17 protein-coding genes and 2 tRNA genes are annotated in these 17,568 nt (G+C 40.3%); 7 read left to right on the top strand and 12 right to left on the bottom strand.

The window, feature by feature from the left end:
• The first annotated feature begins 18 nt into the window (after nt 1-18).
• A complete protein-coding gene (locus tag FLA_RS11910; RefSeq protein WP_096510943.1) occupies nt 19-1,242 on the top strand; it encodes a serine hydrolase domain-containing protein in 1,224 nt (407 codons plus the stop codon).
• Between the two features lie 121 nt (nt 1,243-1,363).
• Here the strand turns inward: FLA_RS11910 and FLA_RS11905 are convergent, their stop codons facing one another.
• Together FLA_RS11905 and FLA_RS11900 are read right to left on the bottom strand one after the other, a co-directional pair.
• Nucleotides 1,364-2,098 carry a LytR/AlgR family response regulator transcription factor gene (locus FLA_RS11905; protein ID WP_076380701.1) on the bottom strand — a complete coding sequence of 245 codons (735 nt, stop codon included), beginning with the start codon at nt 2,096-2,098 and terminating at the stop codon, nt 1,364-1,366.
• Complete coding sequence (locus FLA_RS11900) at nt 2,098-3,114, bottom strand: sensor histidine kinase (RefSeq protein WP_076380700.1); 1,017 nt, start codon at nt 3,112-3,114, stop codon at nt 2,098-2,100. The genes FLA_RS11905 and FLA_RS11900 overlap by 1 nt, the downstream gene beginning before the upstream one ends.
• 172 nt (nt 3,115-3,286) lie before the next feature.
• On the opposite strand from FLA_RS11900, the gene FLA_RS11895 reads away from it, so the two are divergent.
• Complete coding sequence (locus FLA_RS11895; RefSeq protein WP_076380699.1) at nt 3,287-4,582, top strand: hypothetical protein; 1,296 nt, start codon at nt 3,287-3,289, stop codon at nt 4,580-4,582.
• Between the two features lie 319 nt (nt 4,583-4,901).
• On the opposite strand, the gene FLA_RS11890 is transcribed toward FLA_RS11895, so the two are convergent.
• The 4 genes from FLA_RS11890 to FLA_RS11875 form a co-directional block, all read right to left on the bottom strand.
• Entirely contained in the window at nt 4,902-6,374 is a 1,473-nt protein-coding gene (locus FLA_RS11890) for a hypothetical protein (RefSeq protein ID WP_076380698.1), read from the bottom strand.
• Between the two features lie 117 nt (nt 6,375-6,491).
• The gene (locus FLA_RS11885; RefSeq protein ID WP_076380697.1) at nt 6,492-7,181 is read right to left on the bottom strand and encodes a LytR/AlgR family response regulator transcription factor; all 690 of its coding nucleotides are present in this window, start codon (nt 7,179-7,181) and stop codon (nt 6,492-6,494) included.
• Nucleotides 7,175-8,197, bottom strand: a complete 1,023-nt coding sequence (locus tag FLA_RS11880; RefSeq protein WP_159445146.1) for a sensor histidine kinase — start codon at nt 8,195-8,197, stop codon at nt 7,175-7,177. Before FLA_RS11880 ends, FLA_RS11885 begins: the two co-directional genes overlap by 7 nt.
• Before the next feature lie 268 nt (nt 8,198-8,465).
• Nucleotides 8,466-9,362, bottom strand: a complete 897-nt coding sequence (locus FLA_RS11875; protein ID WP_231940428.1) for an SDR family oxidoreductase — start codon at nt 9,360-9,362, stop codon at nt 8,466-8,468.
• Between the two features lie 94 nt (nt 9,363-9,456).
• Here FLA_RS11875 and FLA_RS11870 point away from each other — a divergent pair, with 94 nt between their 5' ends.
• Nucleotides 9,457-9,807: a winged helix-turn-helix transcriptional regulator gene (locus FLA_RS11870; RefSeq protein WP_076380695.1), complete on the top strand. Its 351-nt coding sequence runs from the start codon at nt 9,457-9,459 to the stop codon at nt 9,805-9,807.
• Between the two features lie 661 nt (nt 9,808-10,468).
• On the opposite strand, the gene FLA_RS11865 is transcribed toward FLA_RS11870, so the two are convergent.
• Entirely contained in the window at nt 10,469-10,810 is a 342-nt protein-coding gene (locus FLA_RS11865; RefSeq protein ID WP_076380694.1) for a winged helix-turn-helix transcriptional regulator, read from the bottom strand.
• A gap of 96 nt (nt 10,811-10,906) precedes the next feature.
• On the opposite strand from FLA_RS11865, the gene FLA_RS11860 reads away from it, so the two are divergent.
• Genes FLA_RS11860 through FLA_RS11850 form a run of 3 tightly spaced genes read left to right on the top strand, consistent with a single transcriptional unit; the run spans nt 10,907 to nt 13,021 of the window.
• Nucleotides 10,907-11,650 carry an SDR family oxidoreductase gene (locus FLA_RS11860; protein WP_076380693.1) on the top strand — a complete coding sequence of 248 codons (744 nt, stop codon included), beginning with the start codon at nt 10,907-10,909 and terminating at the stop codon, nt 11,648-11,650.
• 19 nt (nt 11,651-11,669) lie between these two features.
• Nucleotides 11,670-12,062 carry a DoxX family protein gene (locus FLA_RS11855; protein WP_076381024.1) on the top strand — a complete coding sequence of 131 codons (393 nt, stop codon included), beginning with the start codon at nt 11,670-11,672 and terminating at the stop codon, nt 12,060-12,062.
• Nucleotides 12,059-13,021 (top strand): NAD-dependent epimerase/dehydratase family protein, encoded by a 963-nt coding sequence (locus FLA_RS11850; RefSeq protein ID WP_076380692.1) that lies wholly within the window; start codon nt 12,059-12,061, stop codon nt 13,019-13,021. Before FLA_RS11855 ends, FLA_RS11850 begins: the two co-directional genes overlap by 4 nt.
• Before the next feature lie 147 nt (nt 13,022-13,168).
• Here the strand turns inward: FLA_RS11850 and FLA_RS11845 are convergent.
• From FLA_RS11845 to FLA_RS11835, 3 genes are all read right to left on the bottom strand, one after another.
• Nucleotides 13,169-13,253, bottom strand: a tRNA-Ser gene (locus FLA_RS11845).
• Nucleotides 13,254-13,436: 183 nt separating this feature from the next.
• Nucleotides 13,437-14,273: a DUF2911 domain-containing protein gene (locus FLA_RS11840; protein ID WP_076380691.1), complete on the bottom strand. Its 837-nt coding sequence runs from the start codon at nt 14,271-14,273 to the stop codon at nt 13,437-13,439.
• Between the two features lie 126 nt (nt 14,274-14,399).
• Nucleotides 14,400-15,065 (bottom strand): hypothetical protein, encoded by a 666-nt coding sequence (locus tag FLA_RS11835; RefSeq protein ID WP_076380690.1) that lies wholly within the window; start codon nt 15,063-15,065, stop codon nt 14,400-14,402.
• A 201-nt stretch (nt 15,066-15,266) separates the two neighbouring features.
• On the opposite strand from FLA_RS11835, the gene FLA_RS11830 reads away from it, so the two are divergent.
• Nucleotides 15,267-15,351: transfer RNA gene (locus FLA_RS11830), tRNA-Ser, on the top strand.
• A gap of 714 nt (nt 15,352-16,065) precedes the next feature.
• Here FLA_RS11830 and FLA_RS11820 read toward each other — a convergent pair.
• A complete protein-coding gene (locus FLA_RS11820; RefSeq protein ID WP_076380688.1) occupies nt 16,066-16,551 on the bottom strand; it encodes an RNA polymerase sigma factor in 486 nt (161 codons plus the stop codon).
• Between the two features lies 1 nt (nt 16,552).
• Nucleotides 16,553-17,389: an alpha/beta fold hydrolase gene (locus FLA_RS11815; protein ID WP_076380687.1), complete on the bottom strand. Its 837-nt coding sequence runs from the start codon at nt 17,387-17,389 to the stop codon at nt 16,553-16,555.
• Between the last annotated feature and the right edge of the window lie 179 nt (nt 17,390-17,568).

Below are 17,568 nucleotides of genomic sequence, written 5' to 3'. Positions count from 1 at the left end.
TAAAATATTATCTTACTTATGCCTATATTAAAATTGATCAAAAAATTAAGACCTACAGGAATAGCTTTGGTGTTGCTGGGCTGGTCAATCAGCCTTATTGCTCAAAGAGATTTGAGCACTTCTCTAGCCATGGATAGCGTTATCCGGCAGAAGATGGCCGAGAGTGGCATCGTTGGCCTGAGTGCATCCATCATTGTTGACAAGCAGGTCGTCTGGAAAAAAGGATTTGGTTTTGCAGATAAGGAAAACAAGATACCGTTTACCACCTCGACCATAATGAATATTGCCTCTGTAACCAAAACAGTTACCGGAGCTTGCCTGATGAAAGCTGTTGAACAGGGCAAGGTTTCACTTGATGAAGATATCAACAGCTATCTACCATTTAAGATAGTGAATCCTTACTTTCCGCAAGACCGTGTAACATTGCGGAACCTGGCAACCCATACTTCCGGATTAACGGACAGGTATCCATTTTATACGGACAGTCTTTACTTTAACGGAAAGGATTCTCCGGAGGCTTTGGGCGATTTTCTTAGGAATTATTTCGTGGCGGGAGGCAAGTATTATTCAAAAGAGAATTTTCTGGATCATAAGGCAGGTACCTTCCGCGAATATTCCAATATTGGTACGGCACTCGCCGGCTTTATCGTGGAACAGCGTACCGGACAGAAATTGAACCAATACAGCAAACATTATATATTTAAGCCCCTGCATATGGATGATACGGGCTGGTTTTTATCAGAAATCAATCTCAAAAAACATGCGAAGCTGTATGTTAAGGACGAGAATGGTATCAAGAACATTGAGCTATATGGCTTAACAACCTATCCTGATGGTGGCGTACATACCTCTACAGATGACCTGTCCAGATTTTTCATCGCGCTGCTTAATAACGGAACGTATAAGAATACCAGAATTCTTAAAGAAGAAACCGCAGGGCAGATGCTGACCTTTCAATTTAACGAAAAGAACAAACCAGAGAATACTGACCCGAAAGACCTTAACTCAGGTATATTTTGGGCTACCAAGATGGGTGGAAAACGAATCGGGCACAACGGAAGCGACCCGGGAGTGAGAACATTTATGCTTTCGGATTTAAATAAAGAGGTGGCTGTAATTATGTTCTCCAATACATCGCTCACCGAAAAAGAGGAAGCTAAGTTTTTTAATATCTATAGTGAGCTTTATAAATACGGACAGAAAATCAGGCATGATCAACTTTCTTCCTCTCCAGGGAGGTAACAGTTGTTATTGTTACTCTGTTTAGTATGCTTTTTTTAAGCCGGTTGGCTGGCCTATCAATAAGAAAACGGAATAGCAGCGCGACTATAATACTACATTCTACTATAACTATTATATACTTTTACTTAGTTTGAGGCGAAATATAAAGCGGGTTCTGTTGTATGGTTGTCAAATACTGTTTTATGGTTTGAAGGTTCCTGCGACTTATTGGTAATTTGTGTCCTGCGACTTGAACCTGAGATTGTCCGAAGGTGCTGATGTGATGTAAAGCCACAATGTAGGATTTATGTATCTTTAAAAAAAGACTTTGTGGTAAATGCCCTTTAATTGCTTTCAGGCTGGAGTATACTGTATATTTTCGTTCTGTAGTAACAATTTGTACATAGTTCAACATGGATTCGATAAATAGTATATCCACAAACGCTATTTTCTCTAAGCAATTATCGCATTTGACATATAAATAATCAGGATGCTCCCGATTATTTTTTACAGTTAATGAACCATAAATTTTAACTTTTGCCTTTTCACAGGCTTTTGTAAAACGCTCAAATGTTACAGGTTTCATTAAGTAATCGGTGACATTCAACTCAAATCCCTTTAAAGCATATTCAGGATAAGCGGTTATGAATATAACTTGCTGAAACACATCATGCCGTTGTAAAAATTCAATACCACTCATTTGAGGCATTTTAATATCCAGAAAAATAAGATCAACCACTTCAGTTTGTAAGATAGCTTTGGCAATAATTGGATTACGTGCTGTTCCAACCAGGTGTAAAAAAGGTATTCTCTCAATGTATCCTTCTATTTGTTTACGTACCAATGGTTCATCTTCTACAATTATACAGTTCATCATTATCTTAAGATTAGATTTAGATAGATGTAATACTTACTATCAAGTTCTTTGGTGGTAAGTTCATATTTATTGGAATATAAGAGTTCCAGTCGCTGTCTAACATTCTGCAAACCAATTCCCATACTTTCAAATGTAGCAGATAGATGTTCCTTAACAGAGGCTGTATTCATACAAAAAAAATGCAGTTTTCCTTCTGTAAGCTGAATGTCGATTTGTATGATATTCTCTCTGCTATCGTCATCAGACACGTGCTTAAAAGCATTTTCAACAAATGTCATAAGCACCAAAGGTGAAATCATTAAGTCGTTGTCATCTACTTTTACATTTAAAATAGTAGTTGCTTCTGTACGTATTCGCTGAAGATTGAAGTAATTTTCCAGATGCAATAATTCTTTGGATAAAGGAACAAAGTCAGCACTGCATTCATACAATTGGTAGCGTAATAAGTCAGCTATAGTCACCAATATAACCTTTGCCTGTGGTAGATCAAAATCTAATTGTGTATAAAGGCTATTGAGAGAATTGAATAAAAAATGAGGGTTAAGCTGTGCTTTGAGGTAGTTCAGTTCCGCCAGTGAATTAGCTTTTTCCATCGCATTAAGTCTACGTTGGGCATTCACACGATCAAGCGCCAGCTTCAAAGCGCCTCCCCCCAACAAACCCAGCAATGCAATGAAGAAGCGATTATACTGTAAATCAGTGTAGTTCCATGAAAAATTAAAGTGGATGGGAACCAGCATGTGGTTCAAAAATAGCTTCATAACAAAAGCATATCCGCCTGCCAGTAGTATAAGATATATTAACGATAGTGCCAGTAGCTTTGCTATGTTCTTGTGCTTAAAATAACGGGGCATCAGGTAAGCATAAATGCCATAAAAGGCACAAGCTATCAAACTAACATCCAGCGCAGAAAAGTAAAGGCGGTTTCCCTTATCACTAATATAAAAATACGTTATCTGATTCCATATAAAGAAGAAACCCAGCCAAAAGCTCACATGTAATAAAAAACGCTGCATGAAACAAATTAATTAAAATGCCAAAGAAGTACATTCGTTTTATATCAAATGTCTTATTTACAGGATTAACGGTCGTTATGTAATGACATTACCTATAGAAAAAGAGATACGGCCATTGGTATAATTGGAGAGCATCACGTCAGATCAGCCTTTAATTTACACAAAAAAAGACATGAAGGCTATTATTGGATTGTTAATGCTAATCACTATTACTTTTTGTGGGATAGCCCAGGGAGTAGATAGTGCCACGTTGTTTGCAGCCACTTATTTCAGGCAAGCGGATTCCGCAAGCAGCCGCAATGCAATATGGAAATACCCCCTTTATGGCCCTATGTTACTAGTTGATTCTCATTCCAGAACCACTTATGCAAACATTCAGGATAGTGCAGGGACTTTTACCTCCATTAAAGAAGGCATTTACAAAGGAAAATTACCTCAGGAAGTGATGATTGCCAATACATCTATAAACTGGCAAGGAAGGTTGTGGTCAATGATGTTATGGCCATTACCAGTTGACAGGGAGGAGCGACTAAGCCTTATGTTACATGAATCCTTTCACCGCATACAACATAAACTTGGGATTCCAGCTCAGAGCCCGACAATAGACCATCTGGCAACGACTAACGGACGTATCTTTTTTCTGTTAGAACTACAGGCTTTAAAAGCAGCCTTAGCCAGGCCCGTTGATCAGCGTAAGAATGATTTGGTTAATGCACTGCTTTTTCGAAAAAAACGACAGGAATTGTTTCCTTTAACCTTTGACAACGAACGCTTGCTGGAAATGAATGAAGGACTCGCTGAATATACAGGAGTGCTATTGGGTAGACTATCCAGCAGTATAAGGCAACATTTGTATAATGAGATTGATAAGGCTGACACCCGATTGTCATTGATTCGATCTATGGCTTATATAACCGGCCCCGTTTATGGATATTTGCTATATGAGAAATCGCCGGGATGGACAAAGTCAGTCGCCTCAAATTCTTCATTTCCAGCTTTGATTAAAAAATATTATAAGTTGACTGTGCCTGAACAAACAGTTACATCTGCATTGGCTAAACTGGAAAGGCAGTATAAGGGAGAGAATATCAAACATGCTGAAACAATGAAAGAGAAAATCAGACGACAGCAGGAGGATACTTATAAACGTCTTTTTACTCATCAACCGGTGTTGATCATCAACCTAGAGAAAATGAACATAGTGTTTAATCCCAACAATTTATTTGACCTGGGAGAGTTGGGCACTGTATATCCGACCGCAGAAATAAATGATGTTTGGGGAAATTTGAAGTTAGTGGAGGGAGGGATGCTCATGAAGAACTGGAAAGTAATCATATTACCGACAGTGGATAGTGTACATGCAAAAGATAATATTATACGAAGTAATGGATGGGAACTGCAACTAAATAAGGGGTGGCGAATTGAAAAAATGGACAGCTTACAATCAGCATTGATCAGGAAAGAGTAATTGTCGGTTTGCCCATCTGTCTGGCAATCTGCTGTTAACGAAAAAGGGAGCGATCATATAATTGTTTGCCAGTTATATTATATGGTTTAAAGATGGTGGCAGGACCTATTTGGCTAAGTAATGAAACCTACGCCGACAAAGGTTTGGCTCCCCGCCCATAATAATTAAAATCAGTAACAAAATGACCACATCAGAAAAAAAGTAGCGGGTAAACAGTATGTGACAAATCTGAAAGTAGCCGCGTAAAAATGGTTGCCATCATAGGCGGGGAAACTTATCGACGTAGAAGAAAAAAGAATTTGTAAAAGTGCTGTAAGTATTAGTTTAGTTGTTTCTCTATATTAGTTTTCATTCTTGCGAATCCAGAGTTGGTAATCCAACCGACATTAAACTGTAGCTTCCAGCTATTGTAACTGGTAATGCCGCCTAGTGGTGGAGTATAGCCGGATGTCCAGGTGTATTTTAATCCCATATCCACGAAAAGACGCTTACCCAAACGACTGGAAACGCCACCACCACCTTCTATAGCAAATTTTGTCTGGCTGTATTCTTTTGATGAAATACTTGTTCCCTGTTGTCCCACTCTCACCCGGAACAGATTAGCATTTACCGCTCCTAATCCAAACAGCATATATGCTTTTGGCTCTGACACCAGTTTCTTCAACAGTGAATAGATATTATCCTGCACTTCCGGGTTAGTCGAATGTGGATTAAGCTGTTTGAGGCGCCTCTCAATGGTATTGCGAAAACGTTTTCCCCATAATCCACCAAGACCGTATTTATAGAACGAATAGGTAGAAATAATACTGCCTGCACCTAATTTCATGGCCGATCCGTCCACTGCAATATCCATAGAGGCTTTTACCGGCTGCATCAGTATTTCAATACCTATGCGATCAGATTGAGAAATAAAGCGTTCTGAAATGAAGCCATACTCTCTTTGCCGGTCCGTGATATCCACACCGGTCTTTGTATCTTTAGTACCTAACGCATAACCAGGGAACATCCTGGCACCGTAGGTAAGTGAAAGAATTACCCTGTCCTGATTTTCCAGTAACAGCGAATCGCGTTGGAATCCGTATAACCGGGTGAATAGTTTTTCCCATCGGGCATGCTTATCAATATCCCACTCCAATTGGGGATCGATACCTACGCCATTCAATTCTATAAATAAGGTACTGTCTAAAGGAATTGTTTCAACGGCAAGCTTGTACTTATTTTTCTTTAACGAATGCATGGGATACATTATATCACTAAAGCCTGTGAACACAATACCTAGTGCAGAAGGGAAGAACACTGCCATGGGAAAGCCATTGATGGAAGTAGGGACAAAAGACATAGTGGGCATCATGGAAGCATTACGGTAAGCGTTCATAGCACCACTCGAAAAGGATCTGACCGATGTTATGCTAGATAAAGGAATAGTATCAAATTTAAGTGGCCCTTTTTTGGGGCCCATTTTCATAAATAACCCCAAGGGGAACGGCGGGGGCTTTCTCATGAATAATAACTGGGAGTCGGTTGCTCCACTCAGGCGTGCTTCCAGAAAATAGGTATGCTTATTAAAATCAGTTCTTGCCAATGGCTGAGAAAACCACTTTACTTTTTGAGATCTGTACCACACTTTTATGACAGAACCAATGGGTATCGGAACCTTATTACCGGCTGTATCTTCCTCATAAACGATGCGGGCGTTTTCCGGGTTATGCAAAAGCAGCTGCCCTGGAAGCTGCGGCAATACTTTAATACCTGACAAAATTAATAACAGGAAAAGGAATAATGTATACTTCATGCTATCTGCTTTTCAACTCTTACCGGTTGATACGGAAAGCATGAAATTAAAAGGGTTATAGTGTGTAAGGGAGAAAAATGGATAAACCGATAAAGTTTGCCTGAGAATAGTCGCCTATCATTTTTGCAACGTTTGTCGGATGCTCTCCCGGTAGGTCTCGCCAATAGGAAGAGAGATGTTGTTTAAGTGAATATATCTGCTGTTATAGGAAGTAATTCTATTTACCGGAATTATGTAAGATCTGTGGATACGTATAAAACGGAACTCCGGCAATTTTGCCATCACCTCTTTCATTGACAATAATGTAAGAACTGGCTTTTGTTCTTTTTCCAGAAAGAACTTTACATAATCATTCAGACATTCTATATAAAGGATGTCGGTGAAATAGATTGTTTTCATCTGGTAATTACAACGTACACGCATGTAGGTGTCAGGAATGTTATTTATAGTGTGTTGTATCCTGCTTAGTGCCCGAAAAACAGCTTCTTGCAGTCTATCCGGGTCAATTGGTTTCAGCAGGTAGTCAATAGCATCTACTGCAAACCCCTCTACTGCGTAGTTACTATAAGCTGTTATAAAGATAACCCCTGGAGGATGCTTTAGTGATCTGTAAAAGGAAAGTCCATCCGTATCCGGCATTTCTATGTCCAGAAAAATCAGATCTACCGGGTGTTCATTTAAATACTCCTTTGCTTTTCGTGCGCTGGTAAAAGATTTTGCCAGCGACACCTCAGTCATATTTTGCATATAGCTACGCAACACATCCAATGATAGCGGCTCATCATCGATAGCAATACAGTTTAACATGATAAATCGATATTTAGCGTTACTAAGAATTTGTTTACCAGCTGTAACGTGTGCAATTCGTGTTTACGCGGATAGGTCATTTCCAGGCGTTTTCGCGTATTTTTTATTCCTATCCCCGAATGAGTCGTCTGGTTTTTATGAGCCACAACATCATTCTTGCAGGTGAATATAAGCGACTCGGGACAACGTTCTATAGTAATGAGAATAGAGGTTTCGTCATCAGCAGATATACCGTATTTGAATGCATTCTCTACAAACGGAATAAAAATAAGCGGAAGAATGGATGTGTCTGTAAGTTCGCCGCTGACGGAAAAATGAACATGATTATTGTCTGAAATCCGCATCTTTTGCATTTCTATATAATCGACTATATACTTTACTTCGCGTGAAAGTTCAATACTATTGCAATCGCTATCATATAACACATAGCGCATCATATTGGATAAATGTAATACCGCTTTGGAGGCCAAAGGCGAGTTTTTAATAATCATGGCATAAATTCCATTCAGTGTATTGAAAAAGAAATGTGGGTTGAGTTGCTTCTTAAGAGACATTAATTCTGCCGTTCTCATTTCATTCTGCATTTCTGCTTTTTCTTGCCGCATTCTCTGCCATTCACCTGAAAACCTCAGCGCAAATGCCAAAGCAAAGCTCATTCCGAACATAATGATAAGAGGACCCGCTATTAAGTGGAAAGAGTAGGATTGAGAAATGGGATAAGAGAATATTGAGAATATCAGGTTTATCAGTGAAGGTAAAAATAAACCTGAGGCTACCATTGAAAGTGCATAGATAATATAACTAAAATATCTTCTGTGAAAAACGAAGCGTGGTATTAATAGGTAGTAATTGACATAGAATACCATAACCGCTAACATATTGTTCACAATCATGATCATTTGCCAGTTTTGCGGCATTATGTTTTCAGCGAAATCCGGCCGAAGTACTATTGGTGCATAAAAAAAGACAGCCAGAAACAGAAAATGGATCAAAATTGTGTTCACTCTTGTTTTCATCGAAGGAAAGCTAGGACATCCTTTCTTGTCACTTCCGAAAAATCTGTAAATCGTCAAACTAATCGACAAACCGGCTTTTTTAGCTGTTATACAGGGCATCGGGTTAAATGTTTTTTGACATTTGTGCTAGTCTTTTTAACATCTGTCATTGTAGTTGGTGTAAATAGCTGAACAGTATTACAATTTGGAAAGGGATTCAACATTATTTTGAAGCACAAACGAGAATAAATAATCCTATTTATACAAAAAGAGGAAGAATTAGAAATAATTACTTACTATATATGTTTCTTAAAAAATCAGACAAACTGGTTGTTGCCCTACCCAGTAGTTGTTTTACATCACTTTTATTTGTATCGAATTCTCCTTTAGCTATCGCTCCAGCGAACCTTGCCAGATACGCTGCATCATCTTCAGGAAGCCCTAGCTGTACAAGCTGCGCAACATATGACATTACCTCAGTTTGGTTATAAGCTATCGTTGTTCCCGTGATCTCTGATATTATGTCAGCAATCTCAGCGAAGGAGAAAGCGGTATCTGCTGCAATCACATATTCTTTATTTTCGTGGCCCGGAGTAGTTAGTACAACGGCTAAAGCTTCAGCCATTTCTGTTATTGGCAAAAAAGGCACTTTGCCAACTCCTGCCGGGATGGAGATACCGTTCTTCAAAATATTTTTTCCACAAATTATCGGAATCATATCAGCGTAGAGTGTATTATTCATCAATGTATAAGGAGCAGCCATTTGTTTTAAATAATCAGTTGTGTATGCATGGTATTGAACATCTTCCACCATTGTGCTTTGCTGTAAATCTTTCATATCAAAGCCCGTGTAGACGATATGACTGACACCAGCTTCCTTGGCCGCATCAATCACATTTTTGTGCTGGTCAAACCTGTGTACTATATCCGATGAAGAAGATACCAACAATAGCTTGTCCACACCCTGAAATGCACTTCTCAAAGACTCAAAATCCTGATAGTCGCCAAGCTTCACCAGAATTCCATTCGATTTCAATTCTATCCCCTTAGTTTCATTTCTTATCAATGCAGCAATGTCTTTTGCATCTGTACCATTGTTTAAGAGCGAATTAATGGTGGCTTTACCTAAATTACCTGTTGCACCAGTTACTAAAATCATAATTTCTTTTTTAAGATCAATAAACATTTACTTTTGTTACGCAAAGAAAATAATATTGATTTTGAAAAGTAACACTTGCTATCTGATAACAGAACAAAAACCGGTAACCTTAAAGTAACTTATGAAAAGTAACTTAGATCATGCTGACTGTCCAGCTATGGAAACGATAGCCCTGATTGGAGGACGGTGGAAAGTGATTATTTTGCATATGCTTTCCAAGCATGCTAGGCGTTTTGGGGAAATCAATGTTCGGATACCCTCTATATCAAGAAAAGTATTAACTGAACAACTGAGAGAACTTGAAGCTGATGGTTTAATTAGCAGGAAACAGTATACGGAGCTTCCACAGAAGGTAGAGTATGCACTCACAGATTTGGGAAAAAGCCTTTGCCCTCTATTGGCCTATATATCAGCCTGGAAAAAAAACGTGGAGGGTAATTCATCTCAAGACATCATACAACTCCCCGATTGAAACTATTTTAAATTCCAAATCACTTTATCCTATCCCTGATCCGGATAATTTGTCTGATTTACTCCAAAATTGTGACTTGCTCAATTAAGTCCTTATTTAGGGGCTTTGTTTCTTGCGGAGAGATATACTTTTCCTGTTGCGCTATGACTAATAAGGCCATAGTCTACAGAGAGAGGTACTCCTATTGGATAGGGAGGTAAATAGGAACTACAGGCCCTGTTTGAGTAAAGTGCACCTGGCGGCAAGCTGCGGGTGCTGAACGAAGGTTAAATTTCCCGCTTGCTGTTAATCTTTTACCTCTGTGCCTGCATTCACATAAAAATCTTGCTGGTTAACCTTTTAGCTGCCTTTAGAAGTGGGTCTTTCCTTATTTCAAATTTTCATAAAAAAGGAGCTTTCCATAGCCTCATCCTATAGGACGAGCAACTCGTACGTACAAACGAAGCGCCCGTCCGTTAGCATATGGAAGCGGAAAGTACTACTCTTCCTCATACAGGTTTTCTGGAAACCTGCTGCCGTTGCCCTTTACTTTTTTTAGGATCAACCCACATTCGTCTAATAAAGGCTTCGGCTTACTGATAGCCCCCTTTAAATTTTACGGATTTAAAAAGCATCGCTATATCAAACAAACGTATATGATATTGGATGTTTCTATTCAATATCAGCTGTTTAAAATCTTCCTTTTATGGTTCTGACCCCATCGAATCATAGCGTCGATCACCTCCTTTAGCGTACCTGCATATTCAGTTGCTGTATATTCCACCGTCACCGGCTTCGTATCGCAAACACGTCGACTAACCAATTGATTCATCTCCAGTTCATGCAACTCCTTTGATAATATTCGAGGTGAGATGCCTGATTCCCTGGATAGTTCGCCGAAGCGTTTGGTTCCACCATTGACTAATACAGAAAGGATGACCAGTTTCCATTTGCCATTAACAACATATAGCGTGTCCTGAATGGCGGAATGAACATTATTACAGCGAACTTCCTCGTTCATCATATACTATCCTCCTTGTAACTACTTACCTTTTGGTAATTCATTACAAACATACCGTACCTGTACTGAACTTTGTGTGATCAAACAAAAGAAATCTCAATGGATAATTTAACAAACAAAGTAGTTGTCATTACTGGTGGGAATAGTGGCATCGGCTACGCCGCAGCTCGGGAGTTTAAATCGCGTGGCGCAAAGGTGGTTGTTACCGGAAAACGTCAGCATGCCGTGGATGAAGCAGCTAACAAACTAGGGGTAACGGGTTTACTGGCGGATCAGGCAGATCTGAATCAACTTGATAAATTGGTAACAGATATTAAAAGCTCGCTCGGAAACGTAGATGTACTGTTTATAAATGCCGGGGTAGCCTTTTTTGAGTCTATCGTTCATACTTCTGAAGCGCAGTTCGACACTATGGTCAATGTCAATTTTAAGGGGAGTTTCTTTACCCTTCAGAAATTCCTTCCTATTCTCAATGATGGCGCTTCCGTTATCTTTCTGACTTCCGGGAACACCGCGCTAACTATGGAGAACAGCTCGGTTTACTCAGCGAGTAAATCGGCCGTTAGTCATTTAGCTAAAATCGCGGCCAAAGAACTAGCGCGAAGGAACATCCGGGTAAACACCGTTAACCCGGGGCCGACGGAGACTGAAATGCAGGGTAAGTTTGGTATGGACGAACCTACGCTAAAGGGAATGAAAGAAATGGTCATCAGCCAGGTGCCACTGGGAAAAATGGGCGTACCGGAGGATGTAGCTAAACTGGTCGCTTACCTGGCTGATAACGCGGTATCCTCTTTCATTACCGGCGCGGAGTTTTTCATTGACGGTGGAATGGCATTATGATCTCAAAATGAATATACGAATGACATCAAAAACGAGGAAAATCACAGGATGGGTATTGAGCGGTCTGATCGGCCTGATGCTCTTTGCATCAGCTATTGATAAAATTAAAGGTAGCGAACATGCACTTCAGATGGGCACATCGTTCGGAATTTCCGCAGAAACTTACACATTTCTTGGTTGTATAGAATTTCTATCGGTACTGTTGTTCCTGTTCCAGCGAAGCGGGGTTCTTGGTACGCTGTTATTATCATCTTACCTGGGCGGTGCGATAGCGACCCATTTACAGCATCAACAGAACATTTTATTTCCGATGGCTATTGAGGCGGCGGTTTGGATAACAGCGATCATTCGCTTTCCTGAACTCACCAGGCGCTTTGGCAACCCAAAATCTTTAAACGAACGTACAGCATGAAAGTATTTTTAACGGGAGCTACCGGGTATATCGGCAGCGTTATTGCGGAAAAACTTTTACAAAAGGGACACCAGGTTACCGGCCTGGCCAGGTCCGAAGCGTCGGCGGCGGCCTTGCACGCCAGAAACATTACGGTAGTAAGGGGGGAACTGGATGATATGGAGGTTCTTATTAATGCCGTTAGCGAATCCGATGCCGTCATCCATGCAGGTTTTAAGCAAAATGAAAATGGCTTTGCTGCTGCAATGGCTGCTGAAAGAGAAACCGTTTCGGCTTTAGTGGACGCGATGGGCAATTACGGAAAAACGTTCATCTATACAGGCGGTACCGGAATGCTAGGCGATACTGAGGGAATTATTTTTGATGAAAAAACGCCGGACCGTTTCAGGAAAGGCAAAGCTGCACTTGATGATAACAGGGAAATGGTGAAGGCCGGTCGCGAAAGAATGCAAACAGAAAAATACGTAATGAGCAAAAAAGGCATTCGTGGGATCGTACTTCGTCCGCCAAATGTTTACGGTAGATCGAATGGTCATGCTTTGCTGTCTTCCCTAATCGCCGCATCCATACGTATCGGCGCAGTACCGTATGTGGATTTTAGCCGGGATTATCAGTGGTCCTTCGTGCATGTAGACGATCTGGCAGACCTTTATGTATTGGCGCTGGACAAGTCCCTTGCGGGCGAGCTTTATTATGCCGGAGCCCAGAGCGGTATAAAGACCGGCGATCTTGCAGCAGCGTTAAGCCTGGGAGCCGGATGTGGCGGCAGAACAATAGAAACCAGTATGAGTGAATCGGTGAATTTGTTAGGCAATTCCTTCATATCAGAATTCTGGACCTGGAATAATCAGTCCTCTTCGGAGAAGGCTAAGAAATTGTTGGGGTGGAGGCCTCAGCATACGGACATGCTAAACTTAATCAGCGGCTTGAGCCCTGCTGCAAATATCAGCCTTGACTGATGAAAGATCAACAATTGTTTTAATCGATTATATGACAAATGAGATATTTCAAACTCCTGAAGTAAATATCGTTTTTCAGCAAATTGCCCACCAGTTGGGCTTACAAAAAAAGGGACTTTCATATTTTCTATGAAAAGTCCCTTTGAGCGGAGAGAGAGGGATTCGAACCCCCGGACCTGTAACAGTCAACGGTTTTCAAGACCGCCGCATTCGACCGCTCTGCCATCTCTCCGGGTGCAAAATAAAGGGGTTGCAATCGATTTTGAAAATAAGAGCGCATTTTTTTTATTTAAATTTTTAGCTTATGAGCGTCGTATAATCACCAGAAAATCAATCATCAGAGGATTGAAATAAAGCAAAAAGGAGAAGTATGCGCCTGCACACTTCTCCTTTTTTTAAAATATGGGCAAAAGACTTACAGAGATTTGATAACGTCCTGAGCCATTTTCACATACTCTTCGTTCTTAGCTTCCGTAGCACCAGCAATACATTTTTCTGCGCTGGCTTTTGCACCGGCTTTATCGCCTAGTTTCTGATAAATACGTGCTTTTAACAGGAACATGTAAAAAGCTTTGGCATTAGCAGGGTCCTGAGTGGCTTTATCAACCCACTCTTTTGCTTTGGCCATGTCTTTGCCATTATCGTAATAGTAAGAAGCTGCTGCAAAATAAGGTTTGCTGTCTTTGCTAAAGATGTCATCAATCTGCTTCATTACTTTTTCGTCTGTGTTAGCAACGATAGGTAATGCAACCGCGCTGTTCTCCCACATTAACTGTAAATCGCAACTGCTGCTGGTGAAATTGGCAAAGTTCATAGTAAAGGTTTCTACTTTTTCGGCCAGTTTAGTTACAGGTGCTTTCACTCTTACCACATCGTTTTCCTGTTTGTATAGGCTTGGCTGGTTTACGTTCAGGTCTTTGGTAATGATCAAAGTCCATTCAGTAGCACCAGGAATGCTTAATACACCATATTTACCCGCTTTTAAGGCCACGCCACCAATAGTTACATCATCAGAAAACTGGATAATGGTAGCCCCGTTAGCACCTGTACGCCATACTTTTCCGTAAGGAGCCAGGTCTGTACCCAGTTTGCGACCTTTTAAACCCGGGCGGCTATAACTTAATTCTAGGCTACCTACACTAAAATTTTGTTTGATAGTTTGTGACGGAGAGGGTTGAGGAGTGGCTAAAGGCTGAGCCGATGCACACAATACACCAGACATTAAAATTGTACTCAATAAGAAAGCTTTCATATTGCTAATGGTTTTGCCGCAAAAATAGGGAATGCAAACTTCGCAGTTGCAACCTCTTTGCAAAAGTTCGGTAAGTTACCATGGGTCAGGCGGCAGCTTTATACACCTATATGTCAAACAAAGATTTTACCTGTTGGCTATATAATACAAGGTAGCCGCTACATGCACCAGAGTACACACAACGCCCAACTGTAAAATACGCTGACCATTTTTACGATCATCTTCTGTATGCAGGTAAAACCTTTCACCAGTAGGCAACAACTTACGGTTGTAATAAATAGTAAAACCAATAAACAAGCCTGCTAAAGGCAATAACACTGCAAACAGATAACCGGCTACAATTTTGCCCTGGCTTACTTTTTCTATCTTCGACATTTCCTGTAGCCGCTCTGCTTTAATCTGCTGCACCTCTTCATCCGTAACCTCTATACCCTTTTGTTTCAGCAGATGCCTTGCCAGGTAATAGTCCAGCCGGCCCCATTCAAAAGGCTTCGCTATAATATCTTTCAGCTCTTCCGTGCTAAATTCAAACAGGTAATAGGAGGGATCTATTTTTTTAATGCTCTCTTCATAATACCGGTCTAAAACCTGCTGAGCCCTGGGGAAATCGTGCTCGGCTATATTCAACTCAATAGCTATCTGTATAGTGTTATACCCTTCTACTTTTACATTGGTAGCATTGTTATGATCTATTAGATGATAAGAGATGTCATTAGCACGTAATTCCGTTGCAAAATCTTCTGCAGTTTCCAGGTCGGTAAATTTCTGAAACAGGAGGTAATCGCTCTGCATATGTTTAAAAAAGGTTTAAGAAACTGCCAAAATAACGAAAAAGCAATTATCCATTGCTCCATTCGGCTAACCAGATAGGGAGAGCCACTTTTCCCCAAAAAAGTCTCTCCAACACATTCAGCATTCCTAATTGCTTGAAAATTATACAAATAAACAATGAAAAATTTGGCAGTCCAATTTGGTTGCCCTTATTTTGCACCCGGAGAGATGGCAGAGCGGTCGAATGCGGCGGTCTTGAAAACCGTTGACTGTTACAGGTCCGGGGGTTCGAATCCCTCTCTCTCCGCAGAAAAGCTAAAAAAGCCTTCAAGTCGTTCGATTTGAAGGCTTTTTTAGTTCGAAATATTTCCTCGGGTGTCTTTATTACAAATTTCATTGCCTGTTGAATTGCAGCCATTGGTAAGCGGGACATATAACTGATACATCCTTTAGATATCAATATCGCGCAGGAATGACAGCATCTTTATTTCTTTTTTTATCTCCCATATCATAAAAAATGTAAAAACAATTAGAAAGCAGCCTCCTGAAATAACGATGTACACAAAAAACGCTGTTGAAAAAGATTTTTTAAAAACCGGTAGTAGTAAACAGAATCCGGTAACGTAAGTTGAAAGGATTAAAGGTGTTGCCACGTAATGTACCATTTTTCGGCTTTTATAAAACCGGGTAATGTGCTTGCTGTAATTCCTAAAGTCAGTACGAATATCTATTCGATTCAGGGTAACAAGGCTCCTGGTTTCTATTACAAGCCGCAACACCAGCGATAGCAACATGAGGAGTATGCCCGTATGAAACCAGCTTGCCCTTAGGCCTGTAAAAACAGCTATATACCATACAAAGAGCAGGATGCTTATACCCAGTATACCTGTATTCCAATATTGCCTGGTCTTAATTTTACGCGTTTTTTTCTCTGCCAGCTTAATCAGTTCTTCCAACTGGGAAGATACTGTAACTCTGTTGCTCTGCTGGTTCCAGAGATACTGAATAGTGTCGAACGATGTCATAATTGTACACAATTAGTTAGTTTCTTTTTAATACGATGTATTCTGACCCTCAATGTATCACCGGTAATGCCTATTATATCAGTAATTTCCCCGTAATCCATTCCTTCTAAAATCATGGTAATAATTAATCTGTCTGTGGCCTCCAACTGTCCGATACAGGTATACATTTTTTTCAACTGCTCTTCCTCAATAGGGTTATAGTCTAACTGTATTTCATCTGGCAGTTCCTGCATTGGAATTTCCTTTTTTACGGCTGATTTTCGTTTATGTAGCAAACAGCAATTAACAGTAATCCGGTATATCCAGGTACTTATCCGGGATTCATTGCGGAAGCTTTCCAGGTGTTGCCATATTTTAATAAACACCTCCTGTACAGTGTCGTTGGCGGTATTTACTTCCCCCTTGAAATAGCTCTTACACATCCTGAATACCTTTTCCTGGTGTTGTTCGTAAATGATAGCAAACTGTTCTTTTTTAGTCACGTTATCGTAGGCTTTCAGTTATTTTAGATAAGAACCATTCCGGTTGGTCATACATAATAAAATGGGCAGCATTGTCTGCGTAATAGATCGTTTTCTCATTAAGATTCGCATATTGTTCGTTATAGTTTTTTTCAATTGCGGCTTTATTGGGATAAGTAGCTGCTAGGATAACAACCGGTATTTTTATTTTTGTTAGGTCAGCCCTGAGATCCAGTTTCAGCAAATCAACATAACCGTCTACGTAAGTGGACCTGTCTGCCTTCATTATCCATTCAACAACCTGACTTTTCTTCTCTTTGTTAAGCATGATATAAGCTGTCTGTTGTTTAGCCATTTCCAGGAAAGCCGCACTATCCATTTCGCGTATCTTTTTACTGTAAGGATTATCATACACTATATTTTCCGACTTATAGCCAGGCATCATCAATGCTCCTGTACAGGGTAAGGCATCAACAACTATGATCTTTTTAAACATTGCCGGCTCCGTAGCTGCCAGCCACAACCCCAGCGTACCACCCAGGCTATGTCCAATAATAGTCGCGCCATAAATTTTATGATTATTCACATATTTAATCACTGAGTCCTTAATATTCGGCAACCATGGCTTTCCGATAGGAGGAACATCTCCAAAACCTGCAAACGTAAAAATGTGGCACTCATAATGTTTGGATAATTCACTGGTAACGCCTTGCCATAGGTCGCCCGTACAGGCAAACCCAGGGAATAGCAGGATGGGACTTCCCTTTCCTACAACCTTTACATTGAACGCTGACTGCGCCTGCCCTTGGGAGCAGCACAAAATAAACAAGAAACTTAAAAGAATTGATCTGCATTTCATACTGATGGTTTTTACTGTTTCTATTTTGATGCAGCCTCACTCAAATTGTTACCGGATTTTGAAAAAAAATTATTGGCACCGCCAACAAATTTAAGGAGAGGTATAACCCGAAGCGGAGGGAGATGGCAAAACAGTGGTCATACACACATATATGTATACTTCTGGGAGTGTCTGGCTAT

The organism is Filimonas lacunae (genome assembly GCF_002355595.1).
Lineage (GTDB): Bacteria > Bacteroidota > Bacteroidia > Chitinophagales > Chitinophagaceae > Filimonas > Filimonas lacunae.
Note: the sequence above shows the minus strand (reverse complement) of the source record. Positions and strands in the feature narration are given on the sequence as shown.

Excerpts from the sequence above, each read along its gene's own strand:
- FLA_RS11910 (WP_096510943.1), top strand. The coding sequence starts at position 19 with ATGCCTATATTAAAATTGATCAAAAAATTAAGACCTACAGGAATAGCT.
- FLA_RS11905 (WP_076380701.1), bottom strand. The coding sequence starts at position 2,098 with ATGATGAACTGTATAATTGTAGAAGATGAACCATTGGTACGTAAACAA.
- FLA_RS11900 (WP_076380700.1), bottom strand. The coding sequence starts at position 3,114 with ATGCAGCGTTTTTTATTACATGTGAGCTTTTGGCTGGGTTTCTTCTTT.
- FLA_RS11895 (WP_076380699.1), top strand. The coding sequence starts at position 3,287 with ATGAAGGCTATTATTGGATTGTTAATGCTAATCACTATTACTTTTTGT.
- FLA_RS11890 (WP_076380698.1), bottom strand. The coding sequence starts at position 6,374 with ATGAAGTATACATTATTCCTTTTCCTGTTATTAATTTTGTCAGGTATT.
- FLA_RS11885 (WP_076380697.1), bottom strand. The coding sequence starts at position 7,181 with ATGTTAAACTGTATTGCTATCGATGATGAGCCGCTATCATTGGATGTG.
- FLA_RS11880 (WP_159445146.1), bottom strand. The coding sequence starts at position 8,197 with ATGAAAACAAGAGTGAACACAATTTTGATCCATTTTCTGTTTCTGGCT.
- FLA_RS11875 (WP_231940428.1), bottom strand. The coding sequence starts at position 9,362 with ATGTTTATTGATCTTAAAAAAGAAATTATGATTTTAGTAACTGGTGCA.
- FLA_RS11870 (WP_076380695.1), top strand. The coding sequence starts at position 9,457 with ATGAAAAGTAACTTAGATCATGCTGACTGTCCAGCTATGGAAACGATA.
- FLA_RS11865 (WP_076380694.1), bottom strand. The coding sequence starts at position 10,810 with ATGATGAACGAGGAAGTTCGCTGTAATAATGTTCATTCCGCCATTCAG.
- FLA_RS11860 (WP_076380693.1), top strand. The coding sequence starts at position 10,907 with ATGGATAATTTAACAAACAAAGTAGTTGTCATTACTGGTGGGAATAGT.
- FLA_RS11855 (WP_076381024.1), top strand. The coding sequence starts at position 11,670 with ATGACATCAAAAACGAGGAAAATCACAGGATGGGTATTGAGCGGTCTG.
- FLA_RS11850 (WP_076380692.1), top strand. The coding sequence starts at position 12,059 with ATGAAAGTATTTTTAACGGGAGCTACCGGGTATATCGGCAGCGTTATT.
- FLA_RS11840 (WP_076380691.1), bottom strand. The coding sequence starts at position 14,273 with ATGAAAGCTTTCTTATTGAGTACAATTTTAATGTCTGGTGTATTGTGT.
- FLA_RS11835 (WP_076380690.1), bottom strand. The coding sequence starts at position 15,065 with ATGCAGAGCGATTACCTCCTGTTTCAGAAATTTACCGACCTGGAAACT.
- FLA_RS11815 (WP_076380687.1), bottom strand. The coding sequence starts at position 17,389 with ATGAAATGCAGATCAATTCTTTTAAGTTTCTTGTTTATTTTGTGCTGC.